12 protein-coding genes and 1 riboswitch are annotated in these 14,840 nt (G+C 69.2%); of the genes, 8 read left to right on the top strand and 4 right to left on the bottom strand.

What is annotated here, in order from left to right; all coding sequences use genetic code 11:
• The first annotated feature begins 161 nt into the window (after positions 1-161).
• Both RVY76_RS14135 and RVY76_RS14130 read left to right on the top strand, forming a co-directional pair.
• A complete protein-coding gene (locus RVY76_RS14135; RefSeq protein WP_317374829.1) occupies positions 162-926 on the top strand; it encodes a DeoR/GlpR family DNA-binding transcription regulator in 765 nt (254 codons plus the stop codon).
• Complete coding sequence (locus RVY76_RS14130; RefSeq protein ID WP_317374827.1) at positions 919-2,061, top strand: MFS transporter; 1,143 nt, start codon at positions 919-921, stop codon at positions 2,059-2,061. Before RVY76_RS14135 ends, RVY76_RS14130 begins: the two co-directional genes overlap by 8 nt.
• Here RVY76_RS14130 and RVY76_RS14125 read toward each other — a convergent pair whose 3' ends face one another.
• The gene (locus tag RVY76_RS14125) at positions 2,062-2,715 is read right to left on the bottom strand and encodes a TetR/AcrR family transcriptional regulator (protein ID WP_317376782.1); all 654 of its coding nucleotides are present in this window, start codon (positions 2,713-2,715) and stop codon (positions 2,062-2,064) included. It lies immediately after the preceding gene.
• Positions 2,716-2,847: 132 nt separating this feature from the next.
• On the opposite strand from RVY76_RS14125, the gene RVY76_RS14120 reads away from it, so the two are divergent.
• The 5 genes from RVY76_RS14120 (at position 2,848) to RVY76_RS14100 (ending at position 10,254) form a co-directional block, all read left to right on the top strand.
• The gene (locus RVY76_RS14120) at positions 2,848-4,884 is read left to right on the top strand and encodes an NADH:flavin oxidoreductase (RefSeq protein WP_317374826.1); all 2,037 of its coding nucleotides are present in this window, start codon (positions 2,848-2,850) and stop codon (positions 4,882-4,884) included.
• Positions 4,885-4,990: 106 nt separating this feature from the next.
• Entirely contained in the window at positions 4,991-7,321 is a 2,331-nt protein-coding gene (locus tag RVY76_RS14115) for a response regulator (protein WP_317374824.1), read from the top strand.
• A 179-nt stretch (positions 7,322-7,500) separates the two neighbouring features.
• Positions 7,501-8,079, top strand: coding sequence for a ubiquinol-cytochrome c reductase iron-sulfur subunit (petA, locus tag RVY76_RS14110; protein WP_317374823.1), 579 nt, complete (start codon positions 7,501-7,503; stop codon positions 8,077-8,079).
• Positions 8,080-8,091: 12 nt separating this feature from the next.
• Positions 8,092-9,435, top strand: a complete 1,344-nt coding sequence (locus RVY76_RS14105; protein WP_317374821.1) for a cytochrome b — start codon at positions 8,092-8,094, stop codon at positions 9,433-9,435.
• A gap of 12 nt (positions 9,436-9,447) precedes the next feature.
• Positions 9,448-10,254, top strand: coding sequence for a cytochrome c1 (locus tag RVY76_RS14100; protein WP_317376781.1), 807 nt, complete (start codon positions 9,448-9,450; stop codon positions 10,252-10,254).
• A gap of 60 nt (positions 10,255-10,314) precedes the next feature.
• Here the strand turns inward: RVY76_RS14100 and RVY76_RS14095 are convergent, their stop codons facing one another.
• The 3 genes from RVY76_RS14095 to thiB are packed head-to-tail and all read right to left on the bottom strand — an operon-like array spanning position 10,315 to position 13,521.
• On the bottom strand, positions 10,315-11,010 hold the full coding sequence (locus RVY76_RS14095; protein ID WP_317374820.1) for an ATP-binding cassette domain-containing protein: 696 nt from the start codon (positions 11,008-11,010) through the stop codon (positions 10,315-10,317).
• Positions 10,997-12,562, bottom strand: coding sequence for a thiamine/thiamine pyrophosphate ABC transporter permease ThiP (locus RVY76_RS14090; RefSeq protein WP_410796035.1), 1,566 nt, complete (start codon positions 12,560-12,562; stop codon positions 10,997-10,999). Before RVY76_RS14090 ends, RVY76_RS14095 begins: the two co-directional genes overlap by 14 nt.
• Positions 12,538-13,521, bottom strand: a complete 984-nt coding sequence (thiB, locus tag RVY76_RS14085; protein WP_317374817.1) for a thiamine ABC transporter substrate binding subunit — start codon at positions 13,519-13,521, stop codon at positions 12,538-12,540. The genes RVY76_RS14090 and thiB overlap by 25 nt, the downstream gene beginning before the upstream one ends.
• Positions 13,522-13,555: 34 nt before the next feature.
• Positions 13,556-13,658: riboswitch (TPP riboswitch) on the bottom strand.
• Positions 13,659-13,735: 77 nt separating this feature from the next.
• On the opposite strand from thiB, the gene aroC reads away from it, so the two are divergent.
• A complete protein-coding gene (gene aroC, locus RVY76_RS14080) occupies positions 13,736-14,839 on the top strand; it encodes a chorismate synthase (RefSeq protein WP_317374816.1) in 1,104 nt (367 codons plus the stop codon).
• The last annotated feature ends 1 nt before the right edge of the window (position 14,840 follow it).

The following is a 14,840-nucleotide window of genomic DNA, read 5'->3' as shown; positions in this document are numbered from 1 at the left end:
CAAGGTGCTGCGCGTTCGGGGAGGTTTCGCGGCGAAACCTCCTCGCGGATCGCCCCCCCATCTAGTTGATAGTGCTGCATTTCGAGTTTCGCTTCGTGCGCGAAACTCAACTCTCGCCGAATCTTGCATGCACTTTTATGCGCCATTATGCATGGTCCTGCATGATTCGTGGGGTGGACGCGGTGGATCTGAACAATCCCGACATACGGCAGGACCTGCTCAGGCGGCGGCTGGCCGAGGGCGATGCGATCGTCGTGACGAGGATCGCGCGGGAATTCGGCGTCTCAGCCGACACGGTGCGCCGCGACCTCATCGCGCTCGAGGCCGAAGGCACGGCACGGCGGGTGCGCGGCGGTGCGGTCGCGCCCGCGGCTCCGATGGGCGAGCGACTGTCGAACGGGGTGGATCATTCGGCGCTGGCCCGACGGGCGGCGGCGCTTTGCGAGGGGTGCGACACGCTGATCCTCGACGGGGGGACGACGATCCTGGCCCTTGCCCGGCTCATTCCGCCCGCGCCCGGGCGGTTGATCGTGACGCCCTCGCCCTGGATCGCGAGCACCTGCGCCGAGGCCGGGATCGAGGTCGCGATGCCGGGCGGCAGGCTGAGCCCGCGCGGCGGCATCGTGACCGGCATGGATGTCGAGGCGTGGCTGGGCGACGTGTCGGCCGATATCGCGTTCCTCGGGGCCTGCGGAATCGAGGCGGAATTCGGGATGAGCAGCGACGACCTGGCCGAGGTGGGCGTCAAGCGCGCCATGGCGGCGGCCGCGCGGCAGAGCGTGATCGTGGCGGACCGGAGCAAGATCGGCCGCCGCGCGCGGCACAGGACGTTGCGATGCGAGGCGATCGCACGTCTTGTCACCGACGCGGATCGGCGCGAGACGGAGCCGTTCGCCCAGACGGGACTGGAGATTCTACATGCGTGACATTCGCACGCCGCGGCTGGCCGTGTCGGTCATGTTCGGGCTCAACGGGGCGCTTTTCGGGATCTGGGCATCGCGGATCCCGGCCTTCGTCGACCGGCTCGCCATTTCGGAAGGGGCGCTGGGGCTGTTGCTGCTCTGCATGGCGGTGGGCGCGCTCGTGTCGTTTCCGCTGGCGGGCAAGGGGTCGGACCGGATGGGGGCCGCGCGGCTGACGCGGCTGCTCGCGGCCTATTACGCGGTGACGCTGATCCTGCTGGCCGTGTCGCCGACATTCTGGATGCTGGGCGTGGCGCTCGCCCTTTTCGGATCGGCACACGGGGCGATGGACGTCGCCATGAACGCCTGGGCGGCCGAGGTTGAGCGTGAGATCGGACGCCCGATCATGCCGGTCTTCCACGCGATGTGGAGCCTCGGGGCGGGCCTCGGCGCGCTGTCGGGATACCTTGCCGTGGCGGGCGGGATCGGCGTGCCGCTGCATTTCGCGGGGCTCGCCGTCCTGCTGGCGGTGACGGGGCTGTTCCTGTCGGATGTGGGCTGGCAATCGGTCCGCAGCGTGTCGGTCGAGGGTCCGGTCTTTGCCTTTCCCAAGGGCGTGCTGGTGCTGGTGGGCCTCATCGCCTGCGCGGCGGGACTGGGCGAGGGAGCGATGGCCGACTGGAGCGCGGTCTACCTGATCGCCGAGCTGGGGACGTCGCAGGCGCAGGCGGCGCTGGGATACGCGGTCTTTTCGGTGACGATGGTCTGCACGCGGCTGTCGGGGCCCGCCATCATCGCGCGGCTCGGGCCGGACGGGACGGTGCGCGCGGCGGGGATCACGGCCGCGATCGGCGGAACGATCCTCGTCCTGGCCGGAACGCTCTGGGGGGCGCTTCTGGGCTTCGGCCTGCTGGGCGTTGGCTATGCCACGATCATACCGCTGGCATTCTCGCGCGCGGCCGCCGAGGGCGGCGCGGGGGCGGGCGCGGGCCGCGCAATCGCGAGCGTCGCGACGCTGGGCTATGGCGGGATGCTGGTCGGGCCGCCGCTGATCGGTGGTCTGGCCGAGCTGACCACGCTCAGGACCGCGTTCGCGATGCTGGCGATCCTGGCCCTTGCCGTGGTGCTGATGGCGCGGGTGATGCGGCCCGCGCGATGATCACTCCGCCGCCGTGCCGATGCCGTGGCGGGCATGGAAGCGGGCCAGTTCCCGCGCGCTCGGCGTGACGCCCGCGAAGGTCTTCACATAGGCCGGAAAGCGGGCGATCCGGGTCGGCACGCTTTCGCGGACCTGCATCGAGATATAGCCGATCTGCGCGAGATAGACGGTGCGCGCGCGCACGTCGGCCTCGTCCGGGGGGACGTCGAACCGCTCGAACAGGCGGGCAAGCGCGGCAAGCCGGCGGGCATCGGCCTCGGCGACGCGCGCCATGATCGCATCGGAGCGATGCGCCCAGCCCCGGATCGCGAGTTCGTAGCGCGGCTCGAACCCGTCATCGTCGACGAAGACGCTGAGAACGTTCAGCACCCCTTCGGCGATGGTGTCGGCATAGGCGTCGCAGGCCGCGACGAGCGTTTCGGTATTGCGCGCCTGCCAATCGTCGAAGAGCGCGTCGAGGATCGCGTTCCGGTCCTTGAAGAACCAGTAGAAGCTGGTGCGCGACAGGTCGAGCCGGGCGGCGAGCGTCTGGATCTTGACCGCGTCGAGCCCGCTTTCGAGGAAGGCCGCCCGCGCCGCGTCGAGCCAGACCTCGCGCGATCCGCGCCAGCCGGCGGATTTCCCGCCCGTTTCATGCGACTGCCCGTTTTCCATGCGCCCGAGACTAGACGGAACGCGGAGGTGCGACAAGGAAATGTGCAGCATCGGACAAAAACTTGACAGGTGTGAACAGAGTGTCGAAGGATCGGCCCGACGGCATGCCCGACGCCACAGGAGATCCGCGCCATGCAGAACGACCCGCTCCTCCAGCCCTACGACCTCAAGCATCTGCGCCTGAAGAACCGGCTGATGCTATCGAGCCACGAGCCCGCCTATACCGAGGAGGGGATGCCCAAGGACCGCTATCGCGCCTATCACGCCGAGCGCGCGCGGGGCGGCGTCGCGCTGACCATGACGGCGGGCTCGGCCAACGTCTCGCGCGACAGCCCGCAGGCCTTCGGCAATATCGACGCCTGGAAGGACGAGGTGACGGGCTGGATGAAGGCCCTGACCGACGAGTGCCACGATCACGGCTGCGCGGTGATGATCCAGCTGACCCACATGGGACGGCGGGGCCGCTGGGACGACAACGACTGGCTGCCCACGGTCTCGGCCAGCCACGAGCGCGAGCCCGCGCACCGGCATTTCTGCAAGAAGGCCGAGGATTGGGACATCGAGCGGATCATCTCCGACTACGCCGATGCGGCCGAGCGGATGAAGGTCGCAGGCCTCGACGGGGTCGAGGTCAACGCCTACGGGCATCTGCTCGACCAGTTCTGGTCGCCGCTGACCAACGATCTCGACGCGCCGTGGGGCGGGGATCTGGACGCGCGGCTGAAGATGCCGTTCGCGGTGCTCGAGGCGATGCGTGCGCGTGTGGGGCCCGATTTCCTCATCGGGATCCGCTATACCGGGGACGAGATCCTCGAAGGCGGGCTCAGCCGCGATGACGGATTCGAGATCTCGCGACGGCTGAAGGAGAGCGGCCTCGTCGATTTCCTCAACGTCGTGCGGGGGCACATGACGACGGATGCGGGGCTGACCGACATCATCCCGGTGCAGGGCATGCGCAGCGCGCCGCATCTCGACTTCGCGGGCGAGATCCGCGCGGCGACCGACTTCCCCACCTTCCACGCCGCCAAGATCCAGGACGTGGCCACCGCCCGCCACGCGATCGCGGAGGGCAAGCTCGACATGGTGGGGATGACGCGGGCGCATATGGCGGACCCGCATATCGTGGCGAAGATCATGCGCGGCGAGGAGGACCGCATCCGGCCCTGCGTGGGGGCGAATTACTGCCTCGACCGGATCTATCAGGGGGGATCGGCGCTCTGCGTGCACAACCCCGCGACGGGGCGCGAGCTCGAGCAGCCGCATGTCATCGAGGAGGCCGCGACGAAGCGCAGGGTCGTGGTGGTGGGCGCGGGCCCCGCGGGGCTCGAGGCCGCGCGGGTCGCGGCCGCGCGCGGCCACGAGGTGATCGTGCACGAGGCGGCGAACGATCCGGGCGGCCAGGTGCGGCTGACCGCGCAATCGCCCCGCCGCCACGAGATGATCCAGCTGATCCAGTGGCGGTTCGAGGAATGCGAGCGGATGGGCGTGACGTTCCATTTCAACAGCTTCGCCGACGACGAGACGATCCGCGACGCGGCCCCGGACGTGGTGGTGATCGCCACGGGCGGCATGCCGCATACCGAGATCCTGAGGTCGGGCGACGCGCTGGTCGTGTCGGCCTGGGACATCCTGTCGGGCGATGCGCGGCCGGGCGAGAACGTGCTGATCTACGACGATGCGGGCGATTACGCGGCACTGCAGGCGGCCGAGAAGATCGCCGAGACAGGCGCGAAGGTCGAGCTGATGACGCGCGACCGGGCCTTTTCGAACGAGGTGATGAACATGTCGCTCGTCCCCGCGATGCGGGTCCTGCAGAAGCACGACGTGACGATCACGGTGACCTGGCGGCTCGATGCGGTGGAACGGGACGGCAACAGGCTGCGCGCGACGATCGGCAGCGACTATAACGGGGCCAGCCGCGAGCGGCGTGTCGATCAGGTCGTGGTCAATCACGGGACGCGACCGCTCGACGACGTCTATTTCGACCTGCGCCCCCGATCGAGCAATCTGGGGGAGATCGATTACGACGCCTTCGTCGAGGGCCGCCCGCAAGGCGTCGTGCGCAATCCGGAGGGCAGCTTTCAGCTGTTCCGGATCGGCGACGCGGTCGCCTCGCGCAACACGCATGCGGCGATCTACGACGCGCTGAGGCTCTGCAAGGCGCTCTGACCGCGACGATCCGCCGCGCGGCACCGGGCGGCGGGTCGGCACGGCAATTCATCATTTGGAAATCCTGGGATCCTAGTTCGGGAACCGAACGGACCGGAGCCCTCCCATGTCATGGTTTTCCAACATCTATTCATGCATCGCCTACGATCATGATATCCGGAATCTCGCGGCTGCGGTGCTGCTCTGCGCGCTGGGGGCGAACGTCACCTTCGCGCTCTGGCGGCAGATCCTGAAATCGCCGGGACGCCTGCGTCGCTGGACGCTCTTCGCGCTCGCCGTGCTGACGCTCACCTGCTCGGTCTGGGCCACGCATTTCGTCGCGATGCTGGGCTATGTCGATGGGCTCGACCGGCGGATCTCGGTCGGCTGGACGATCGCGTCGATCGCGATGCCCGTCGCGCTTCATGCGGGGGCGACGCTGGCCGTGCTGGGGATGTCGACTTCCCGGCGGAGCGCGCTGCTGGCCGCCGTGGCGCTGACGCTCGCCGCGACGGGGATGCATTACACCGGCGTGCAGGCCTTCCGCGAGAGCGCCCTTCTTCTCTGGCAGCCGTCCTACGTCGTCATGTCGATCATCGGCGGCGTGATCGCCAATTACGGGGCCATGCGCGCCTTCACGAACCGCGAGGGGCTGGGCAAGATCTTTGTCGGGGCGGGGTATTACTCGCTCTCGATCGTGTGCCTGCATTTCCTGGGAATGACCGCTCTGACACTTGTCCCGCTCGGCGAAAGCCAGGGCGCGATGGGCAGCGCGCCCTGGCTTTCGCGGGCGATCTTCGGCGCAGTGATGGTCGTGCTGCTGGGCGGCACCAGCGCGCTGGTCGTCGACCGTCTGTCGCTGCGCCGGCAACTTGCCGAGGCGGCGCGGCTGAAACGGCTGACCCGGGAATTGCGGGTCGCCAACGCGGAGGCGCTCGAGGCCAATGCCGCGCTCATCCGGGCGCGCGACCTGGCCGAGGAGGCCACGCGAAGCAAGTCGCGCTTCTTCGCCATGATGAACCACGAGCTGCGGACGCCGCTCAACGGCGTGCTCGGAATGGCCGAGGCGCTGGCCGAGACCGAGATGACCCCCGACCAGAGCGATTGCGTCTGGGTCATCCGGTCGTCGGGCCACGCGCTGATGACGATCCTGAACGACATCCTGAGCATGTCGAAGCTCGACCAGTCGGCCGAGATGCAGGTGACCGAGCGGGTCGACCTGCGCGACCTGCTCGAGGAGGTCGTCGCGGGCGTCGCGGGCCATGCCGAGGGGCGCAGGCTGGGGCTGCATCTGAAGGTCGCGCCGGGCGCGCCTTCGGGCATCGTCGGCGACGGCGACGGGATCCGCAAGATCGTCACCCACCTGGTGAACGGGGCGATCCGGTCGACCGATGCGGGTCATGTCATCGTGGAACTGGGCGATGGCGGTGGCGCGACGAGGGGGATGACCCTGCACGTCCACGACATGGGTGCCGACGGGGGCGAGCGCGCGGCCGACGGCGCATTCGGGCGCGCGGGCCGGGCACAGGCCCAGCGGCAGGACGGATCGCGGCTCTGCCTCGCGATCGCGGGGATGCTGGCGGGACATCTGCAGGGCGCGGTCACGGTCCGTCCCCGCGCCGAGGGCGGATCGACCTACACCTTCTCGCTGCCCTGCGAGCACTGGATGCCCGAGAGGGAGGCCGCACCCGGCGCGGGTGCCGCGATCGCCGTTCTGGCCCCCGACGAGGTGGAGCGCGCGATCCTGATCGATATGCTGCGCGAGGCGGATGCGCGGCCGGTCGTCGTGGCACCGGGGGCCGCGGTCCTGCCGGCGGAGGTGCGGGGCGTGGTGCTGGGGCGCGGCGCGGAGCTGCCGGCGGGTGGCGCGTGGAACCGGCCGGTCCTGCGGATCGTCGCGCCGGACGAGGACGCGACCGGCACCGCCGACCTGCCCGCGGAGACGCGCGCGCCGCGACCGCTGCGCCGCGCGGCACTGGGCCGATGGCTCGCCGATCCGGTACCGCGGGCGGCCGAGGCCGAGGACGGCGCAACGCGGCCCGTTGCCGTTCCGGTCGAGGCGGGGCGGATCCTCGTCGTCGACGACAGCGGCACGAACCGCCTGGTGCTCAAACGGCTCCTCGGCGGGCGGGCAGCGACGATCGTCGAGGCCGCCGACGGCGTCGCCGCCTGCAACGAGGTCGAGGCGCAGAACTTCACGCATATCCTGATGGACGTCGCGATGCCGCGGATGGACGGGCTCGAGGCGACCGCGCGGATCCGGGCACGGGAACGGCAGCTGAACCTGGCCCACGTGCCGATCATCGGCATCACCGCGCATGCCTTCGACGAGGACCGGCAGCTCTGCCTGCGGGCGGGCATGGACGAGGTCGTGACGAAGCCCGTCTCGAAGGCGACGCTCGACTGTCTCCTGACGCGGTGGAGCGGTGCCGCGATCGCGGAGGCGAGCGCCGCTTGAGCGCCACAGAGGCGGTGCAGACGGGCCACAAGCCCGCGGAATGCGCCGCTTTGTCCGCTGGACCCCCGGGCATCTAGTCGATAGACACCGCCGAAAGCGGCCGGCCGCCGTCCGGCTTTGCGCGAATCGCCCGTCCCCCTATACTCGTCGGGCCGCTGACAGAGAGGAGCGACATTCCCGTGTCCCACGCTGACGATCATACCGGCACGACCCGCCGCGATTTCATCTTCTACGCGACCGCCGGTGCCGGTGCCGTCGTCGCGGGGGCCGCGATCTGGCCGCTCGTCAATCAGATGAACCCTTCGGCCGACGTCCAGGCCCTGTCGTCGATCCGCGTCGACGTGGGCGGTGTCGAACCCGGCACGCAGCTGACGGTGCAATGGCTCGGCAAGCCGGTCTTCATCCGCCGCCGCACCCCCGAGGAGATCGAGGAGGCGAACGCCGTCGACGTGAGCACGCTGCCCGATCCGATCGCGCGCAACGCCAATATCGAGGACCAGGCCCCGGCCACCGATCCGAACCGCGCCCTCGCCCCGCCGAGCGGCGAAGGCTCCGAGGAATGGCTCGTGATGATGGGCGTCTGCACGCATCTGGGCTGTGTGCCACTCGGCAATGCCGGCGATTTCAACGGCTGGTTCTGCCCCTGCCACGGCAGCCACTACGACACGGCCGGCCGCATCCGCCGCGGTCCCGCGCCTCAGAACCTGCCGGTGCCGGTCGCGGCGTTCGACGGCGAAACAACCATCGTTCTGGGATAAGGAGCTTTCGAGATGGCCGGAATTCCCCACGATCACTACACGCCGAACACGGGCGGCGAGCGCTGGCTGCACAAGCGGCTTCCCGTCGTCGGGCTGCTTTACGACACACTGATGATCCCGACGCCCAAGAACCTCAACTGGATGTGGATCTGGGGCATCATCCTGACCTTCACGCTGGTCCTGCAGATCGCCACGGGCGTGGTGCTCGTCATGCACTACATCCCCTCGACCGAGCAGGCCTTCGCCTCCGTCGAGCACATCATGCGCGACGTGAACGGCGGGTTCATGCTGCGCTACATGCACGCGAACGGCGCGTCGCTGTTCTTCGTGGCCGTCTATGCGCATATCTTCCGCTCGCTCTATTACGGCAACTACAAGGAGCCGCGCGAGGTCACCTGGATCATCGGCATCCTGATGTACCTGCTGATGATGGGCACGGCCTTCATGGGCTACGTCCTTCCCTGGGGCCAGATGTCGTTCTGGGGCGCCACGGTCATCACCGGCCTCTTCGGCGCGATCCCCTTCGTGGGCGAAAGCCTGCAGACCTGGCTTCTGGGCGGACCGGCGGTCGGCGGCTACACCCTGACGCGGTTCTTCTCGCTGCACTACCTGATGCCGATGATCCTCGTCGGGCTGACGGTCGTGCATATCTGGGCCTTCCACACGACGGGCAACAACAACCCCACCGGGGTCGAGGTGCGGCGCACCTCGAAGGAGGAGGCCCGCAAGGACACCCTGCCCTTCTGGCCCTATTTCGTGATCAAGGACCTCTTCGCGCTCGCCGTGATCCTGGTCGTGTTCTTCGCGATCGTGGGCTTCATGCCGAACTACCTCGGCCACCCCGACAACTACATCGAGGCGAACTCCCTCGCGACGCCGGCGCATATCGTGCCCGAATGGTACTTCCTGCCGTTCTACGCGATCCTGCGGGCCTTCACCTCCGAGGTGTGGGTCGTGCAGATCGCGAGCTTCGTGACCGGCGGCATCGTGGATGCCAAGTTCTTCGGCGTGCTGGCCATGTTCGGCGCGATCCTCGTCATGGCGCTGGCCCCCTGGCTCGACACGTCGTCGGTGCGCTCGGGCCGGTACCGGCCGATGTTCAAGTGGTTCTTCGCGGGCCTCGTCGTCGACTTCTTCGTCCTGATGTGGGTCGGCGCGATGCCGGCGGAGGAGCCCTATGCCTCGATCTCGCTGATCGCGGCGGCCTACTGGTTCGGTTACTTCCTGATCGTCCTGCCGCTTCTCGGCGTCTTCGAGAAGCCGCTGGCCCGGCCCGGCACGATCGAGGAAGACTACGCGCGCCATTACGCACCGAACACGGGCGGGACCACGACCGTCGTGAACCCGGCCGAGTGAGAAAGGACCATGATGCTTAGGAAACTCACCCTCGGCGCGATGCTGGCTCTCGGCCTGGCGGGCGGTCCCGCCCTCGCCGCCGAGGAAGGGCACGTCACCGATTTCGACTTCTCGTTCGAGGGGCCCTTCGGCAGCTACGACCAGATGCAGCTCCAGCGCGGGTTGCAGGTCTATACCGAGGTCTGCTCGGCCTGCCACGGTCTGCGCTACGTGGCGTTCCGTGCGCTCGGTGAGGAGGGCGGCCCCGCGCTGCCCGAGCCGCAGGTCCGCGCCTATGCCGAGTTCTACGAGGTCTACGACGAGGCATTGCTGGACGGTCAGGGCGATTATCGTCCCGCGATCCCGACCGACCATTTCCCGCAATCGTCGCTGTCGAACGCGCCCGACCTGAGCCTGATGGCGAAGGCGCGGGCGGGCTTTCACGGGCCCTACGGCACCGGGATCAGCCAGCTCGTCAACGGGATGGGCGGACCGGAATACATCGCCTCGCTCCTCACGGGATATACCGGCGAGCAGCGCGAGGAAGCCGGTGCCGTCCTCTACGAGAACGAGGCGTTTCCGGGCGGATGGATCGCGATGGCACCGCCGCTCTATGGCGACGACGTGCCCTTCGCGGATGGCAGCCCCACCGATCTGGAATCCACCGCGCAGGACGTCGCGGCGTTCCTGATGTGGACGGCGGAGCCCAAGCTCGGAGCGCGCAAGCAGGCGGGCTTTACCGGCGTGCTGATGCTGGGCGTGCTGGCGGTGCTGCTCTATCTCACGAACAAGCGGATCTGGGCGCCGCACAAGCGCAAGATCAAGCACAAGGGCCACTGACCGCCCCGGCATGAAATCCAAGAAAGCCGCCCCCCGGGGCGGCTTTTTTCGTTTCCGCCCCTAGCCCGCGAGATAGGCGGCGAGGGATGCTGGCGGATCGGCAAGTGTGGCGCGCGCGGGCGCGGGCGCGCTCACGCCGCCATCCGCCACGACCATGATGTCGCCATCGAGGCGTCGCGCATCCTCGGGGTCGTGCGTGACCATCAGCAGCGTTAGGTCGCGCGCATCGCAGAACCGGGTCACCAGCGCGATCATCTCGCGCTTCATCGCGGGGCCGAGCGCCGCGAACGCCTCGTCGAGGAGGAGGATCGGACGATCCTGCAGGCCCACGCGCGCCAGCGCCACGCGGCTTTGCTGGCCGCCGGAGAGGTCGGCGGGACGACGCTCCGCCATGCCATCGAGGCCGACATCGGCGAGCGCGCCCAGCACGCGGGCGCGGTCGGCGGCATCGAGACGGCCGTTCGGCCTGAGCCCGAGACCCACGTTCCGCGCGACTGTGAGATGCGGGAAGAGGTTGTTGTCCTGAAAGATCATCGCGACCGGCCGGTCCGCGGGCGGCACGGCGGTGATGTCGCGACCCTCCCAGAGGATACGGCCGTGATCGGGCGCGAGGAACCCGCCGATTGCGTCGAGCAGCGTGGATTTTCCCGCGCCCGAAGGCCCGAGGATCGCGACGCGCGCGCCCCGAGGGATCGAGACGCTCGCGCCCAGCAGGAAATCCCCGCGCGCGAGAAGCAGGTCTTCAAGCCTGAGCATCGACGCGCCCTCCCCTGTCGAAGATCCAGAAGGCCGCAAGGCTGAGCGCGAGCAACAGAAGCGCCGCCCCCGCCGCGTCGTCCATCCGGTAGGCCCCCATGAGCCGGTAGAGCTGCAGCGGCAGCGTGGCGTCGTCGGCATCCGCGAAGAGCGCGACAACCCCGAGATCGCCCATCGACAGCGCCGCGGCCAGACCCGCGCCGAAACCCAGCGGCCGCCCGATCCGCGGCAGGATCACGAGGCGGAACCGAGCGGCCCCCTCGATCCCCAGCGACGTGGCGAGGCGGCCGAACTGCGCTTCGGTCCGCGCGACGGCGGGAACGAGAACGCGGAGCGCGAAGGGCAGCGCCATCACCGCGTTGACGAGGCCCGTGACCGGCAGGGTCAGCCGATCGGGTGCGATGATCGGAAAGGTCACGACGAAGAGCCCCGTTCCGATGACGAGGGGCGATGCCGCGATGCCCATCATTCCCGCGATCTCGAGCGCGCGGGCCGCCCCGCCGCGGATCCGCTCGACCGCGATCGCGATGGGCAGCGCGAGCGCGATGGTCAGCGCGGCAGATCCCATGGCCACCGCACAGGAACGAGACGCGGCCGACCAGATCTCGGACGGAAGGCCCGCCAGCTGCGGCAATCCCCGCGCGGTCAGGACCGCGATCGGGGCCAGCAGGAAAAGAAGCGCGACGGCCAGCACGACCGCGTCGAAGGTCACCGGCGGATTGCCCCAGCGCCGCGGCGGCCGGTCGAGCCCCGCCCCCATCGCGTCGGGCGTCGCGACGGCGAGCGCGAGGAGCGCGGCCAGCACCGTGATCCCGAGTTGCAGGAGCGCCAGAAGCGCGGCCCGGCCGAGGTCGAAATCGAAGCGGAACGCCTGGTAGATCGCAAGCTCGACCGTCGTGGCACGCGGCCCGCCCCCGAGCGTCAGCGCAACCGCGAAGGAGGTGATGCAGATGAGGAACACGACAAGCGCCGCCCCCGGCACGACCCTGACAAGCATGGGCACCTCGATCCGGAGGAAGAGCGCGCGCGGGGCCATCCCCAGCGATGCGGCAAGGCGGAACCGTTCGGCGGGGATGTCGAGCCAACCCTGCAGGATCAACCGCGTGGCGAGCGGCAGGTTGAAGAAGACATGGGCCAGCACGACGCCCCAGGCCCCGTAGATCCCGACGGGCGGCAGGCCCAGCGCCCCGAGCGCCCAGTTGAGCGCGCCGCCGCGACCGAAGATCATCACGAGGCCCAGGATCGCCACGATGACCGGCAGGATGAACGGCGCGCCCAGCGCCGTGACGACGAGCGATCGCCCCGGAAAGCGCCGCCGTGCAAGCGCGCGGGCGACCGGCACGGCCAGTGCCACACTGAAGAGCGCCGAGAGCGCCGCCTGCCAGAGCGTGAAGCGCAGCGCGGCCCAGTCCGACGGGCCGAGGCCGGCGCCGGGTTCGGCCGTCCAGGCCACGGCCGCGATGCTGCCGAGGATCAGCGTGAGGACGAGGCCGCCCGCGAGGGCCCCCGCGACCGTCGCGGGACGGATCACCGGCTCAGCGCGGCGAGCCAGGCCTCGAGCGCGGTGTCGCGGATCGCGGGCACCTCCCCGGGCGGGAATTGCAGCGCCGTGCCCGGCGAGACGAGATCGCCGAAGGCCTCCGGGAGGCCCTCCTCGGGGATGCGGGCGGGATACATCCAGTTGGTCGTGGGCAGCACCGATTGCGCGGCGTCGCCGGCGAGGAAGCGCAGGAAGTCGCGCGCAAGATCGGGCTGATCGCTGCCCGCGAGCATTCCCGCGACCTCGATCTGGAGGTAGTGGCCTTCGTCGAAGAGGGCCGCGCGCTTGCTGTCGTCGTCCTCGGCGATGGCGTGATAGGCGGGCGAGGTCGTGTAGCTCAGGACCATGTCGGCCTCGCCCTCGAGGAAGAGGCCGTAGGCCTCGGACCAGCCGGGCGTCACCGTGACGATGTTGTCGGCAAGCCCTTCCCATATGGCGGGGGCCTCGTCGCCATAGGCGGCACTGACCCAGAGGAGGAGGCCCAGCCCCGGCGTGGAGGAGCGCGGGTCCTGGATCAGGATCGAGGCATCGCCCTCGGCGAGGTCGCGGAAGCTTGTCGGGGGGTCGAAATCGGCCTCGTGGACGAAGGCGAAATAGCCCCAATCGTAGGGCAGGAAGGTGGGATCGTTCCATTCGACCGGCAGATCCCATGCGATGTCGTCAATCCCGTGGGGCGCGAAGAGCCCGGTTTCCCCGGCCGCCGCCATCAGGTTGGTATCGAGCCCCACGACCACGTCGGCATCGCTGCGCGCACCTTCGAGCCGCAGACGCGCGAGAAGCGCGGCCCCGTCACCCGGTGCGGTGAAGTTCAGCTCGCAGCCACATTCCGCCTCGAACGCCTCCGCGATGGCGGGGCCTGGGCCCCAGTCGCTGACGAAGCTGTCGTAGGTATAGACGTCGAGGACGGGGCGATCCTGCGCGAGCGCGGGACATCCGAGAAGTCCGATGCCGAGGACGAAGAGCGGTTTCATCGCGTATCCTTTCCATCCCGGACGGAGAAGTGGCGCAACGAAGACCGACCTTCCCTCCGCCGGTTCTAACCGGTTCAGGTTCAACGGGTTCGCGATTTCGCGCATCTCAGCCCATGCGGGCACCCCGAGGTAGCCCGGACGCTAGGCCGCTTCGCCCCGTGCCGCAAGGCGAAACCGCTTGAGCGGCGGCGGGCGGGCCGCTAACACCCGGGCCATGAGCCTCAATACCTACGGACATCTCTTCCGCGTCACGACCTGGGGTGAAAGCCACGGCCCGGCTCTCGGCGCGACGGTCGACGGCTGCCCTCCGGGCATCGAGATCTCGGAGGAGGCGATCCAGGTCTGGATGGACCGCCGCAAGCCCGGCACGTCGCGCTATACCACGCAGCGGCGCGAGGCGGATGCGGTCAGGATCCTGTCGGGCACCTACGAGGGGCGCACGACCGGCACGCCCATCCAGCTGATGATCGAGAATACCGATCAGCGGTCCAAGGATTACGGCGAGATCGCCGAAAAATTCCGCCCCGGACATGCCGATATCGCCTATTGGCAGAAATACGGCATCCGCGATCCGCGCGGCGGCGGCAGGTCGTCGGCGCGCGAGACGGCGGCGCGGGTCGCCGCGGGCGGCGTCGCGCGCGCGGTGCTGGCGGAACTCGCGCCCGGGCTCGCCATCACCGGCTACATGGTGCAGATGGGCGCGCGGCATATCGACCGCGCCCGGTTCGACGCGGACGAGATCGGGCGCAACCCGTTCTGGGTGCCCGACGCGGAAGCCGCCGTCGAATGGGGTGAGTATCTCGACGAGATCCGCAAGGACGGCCAGTCCGTCGGCGCGATGATCGAGCTTTCGATCAGCGGCGCACCGGCAGGGCTGGGCGCGCCGATCTATGCCAAGCTCGACACCGAGCTTGCCGCCGCGATGATGAGCATCAACGCCGTCAAGGGCGTCGAGATCGGCGAGGGGCTGGCGGCAGCCGGCCTCACGGGCGGCGACAATGCCGACGAGATCTTCATGGGACCGGACGGCCCGGAATACGGATCGAACCATGCGGGCGGCATCCTGGGCGGGATCTCGACCGGGCAGGACATCGTGCTGCGCTTTGCGGTCAAGCCGACCTCGTCGATCCTGCAGACGCGGCGCACGATCACCAAGTCGGGCGAGCCCACTGAGATCGTCACCAAGGGCCGCCACGACCCTTGCGTCGGGATCCGCGCCGTTCCCGTGGCCGAGGCGATGGCGGCGGCGGTGATGCTCGACCATCTGCTGCTGCACCGCGCGCAGGTGGGGCCGGGCCCGCGCGGGCGGATCGGCTGAG

The sequence above is a fragment of the Palleronia sp. LCG004 genome, from assembly GCF_032931615.1.
GTDB lineage: Bacteria > Pseudomonadota > Alphaproteobacteria > Rhodobacterales > Rhodobacteraceae > Palleronia.
Note: the sequence above shows the minus strand (reverse complement) of the source record. Positions and strands in the feature narration are given on the sequence as shown.

Bases quoted from the DNA above. Each gene is read 5' to 3' on its own strand.
- RVY76_RS14135 (WP_317374829.1), top strand. From the start codon at position 162: ATGATTCGTGGGGTGGACGCGGTGGATCTGAACAATCCCGACATACGG.
- RVY76_RS14130 (WP_317374827.1), top strand. From the start codon at position 919: ATGCGTGACATTCGCACGCCGCGGCTGGCCGTGTCGGTCATGTTCGGG.
- RVY76_RS14125 (WP_317376782.1), bottom strand. From the start codon at position 2,715: ATGGAAAACGGGCAGTCGCATGAAACGGGCGGGAAATCCGCCGGCTGG.
- RVY76_RS14120 (WP_317374826.1), top strand. From the start codon at position 2,848: ATGCAGAACGACCCGCTCCTCCAGCCCTACGACCTCAAGCATCTGCGC.
- RVY76_RS14115 (WP_317374824.1), top strand. From the start codon at position 4,991: ATGTCATGGTTTTCCAACATCTATTCATGCATCGCCTACGATCATGAT.
- RVY76_RS14105 (WP_317374821.1), top strand. From the start codon at position 8,092: ATGGCCGGAATTCCCCACGATCACTACACGCCGAACACGGGCGGCGAG.
- RVY76_RS14100 (WP_317376781.1), top strand. From the start codon at position 9,448: ATGCTTAGGAAACTCACCCTCGGCGCGATGCTGGCTCTCGGCCTGGCG.
- RVY76_RS14095 (WP_317374820.1), bottom strand. From the start codon at position 11,010: ATGCTCAGGCTTGAAGACCTGCTTCTCGCGCGCGGGGATTTCCTGCTG.
- thiB (WP_317374817.1), bottom strand. From the start codon at position 13,521: ATGAAACCGCTCTTCGTCCTCGGCATCGGACTTCTCGGATGTCCCGCG.
- aroC (WP_317374816.1), top strand. From the start codon at position 13,736: ATGAGCCTCAATACCTACGGACATCTCTTCCGCGTCACGACCTGGGGT.